This is a genomic window from Streptomyces lydicus, assembly GCF_000717345.1.
Taxonomy (GTDB): domain Bacteria; phylum Actinomycetota; class Actinomycetes; order Streptomycetales; family Streptomycetaceae; genus Streptomyces; species Streptomyces lydicus.
The window spans coordinates 1-904 of the sequence record NZ_JNZA01000096.1 but is presented as its reverse complement, the minus strand read 5'-3'; the positions used below and the strand labels follow the sequence as shown (position 1 = coordinate 904).

Here is a 904-nt window from a genome sequence, read left to right as displayed (position 1 = left end):
CGCCCAGGTGCTGGAGGTGCCCAGTGTCGGGGTGGACGACAACTTCTTCGCTCTGGGTGGGCATTCGCTCAAGGCGACGCGGTTGATCAGTCGGATCCGTTCGGTGCTGGGTGTGGAGTTGGGCGTGCGGACGCTCTTCGGTGCGCCGACGGTGGCCGGTCTGGTGCAGCATCTGGCCGACGACGGAGTCGCGGCGCGACCTGCGGTGACTGCCCGTCCGCGTCCTGAGGTGCTGCCGTTGTCGTTCGCGCAGCAGCGGCTGTGGTTCCTGGACCGTCTGGAGCAGAGCCCGACCTACAACGCCCCCTTCGCCTTCCGCATCGACGGCCCGGTGGACCTGGAGGCCCTGCAACAGGCGATCGAGGACGTCGTGGCCCGCCACGAGTCCCTGCGCACGGTCTTCCCCGATGTCGACGGCGAGCCCTTCCAGCGGATCCTGCCGCCCGAACAGGCGGGGACCAAGGTCTCGGTGGTGCAGTGCGCCGGCGATGACCTGCCCGCCCTGATCCAGGAAGCAGCCTTCACGCCCTTCGTCTTGGCGTCGGAGTTGCCGTTTCGGGTGGCGTTGTTCTCGTCGGCCGTGGATGAGCATGTGCTGTTGCTGACGCTGCATCACATTGCCAGCGACGGGTGGTCCGAGGCGCCGCTGTTGCGGGATGTCTCGGTTGCGTACGCGGCGCGCGTGGCGGGTGAGGTGCCGCGGTGGGTGCCGTTGCCGGTGCAGTACGCCGACTACACCTTGTGGCAGCGTGAGGTGCTGGCGGAGGTGGGGGAGGAGCAGGCGGAGTTCTGGACCGGTGCGCTGTCCGACCTGCCGCAGGAGCTGGCGCTGCCCACCGACCGGCCGCGCCCGGCGCAGCCGACGCACGCGGGCGGCCTGGTCCGCTTCGAGCTGCCGGCCGGG

Annotated in this window: 1 protein-coding gene; it reads left to right on the top strand. The window is 70.0% G+C overall.

From position 1 onward, the window contains the following. Positions 1 to 7 precede the first annotated feature (7 nt). Positions 8 to 904: condensation domain-containing protein (locus OO62_RS36140; protein ID WP_282916364.1), on the top strand; the 897-nt coding region annotated here is incomplete at its 3' end.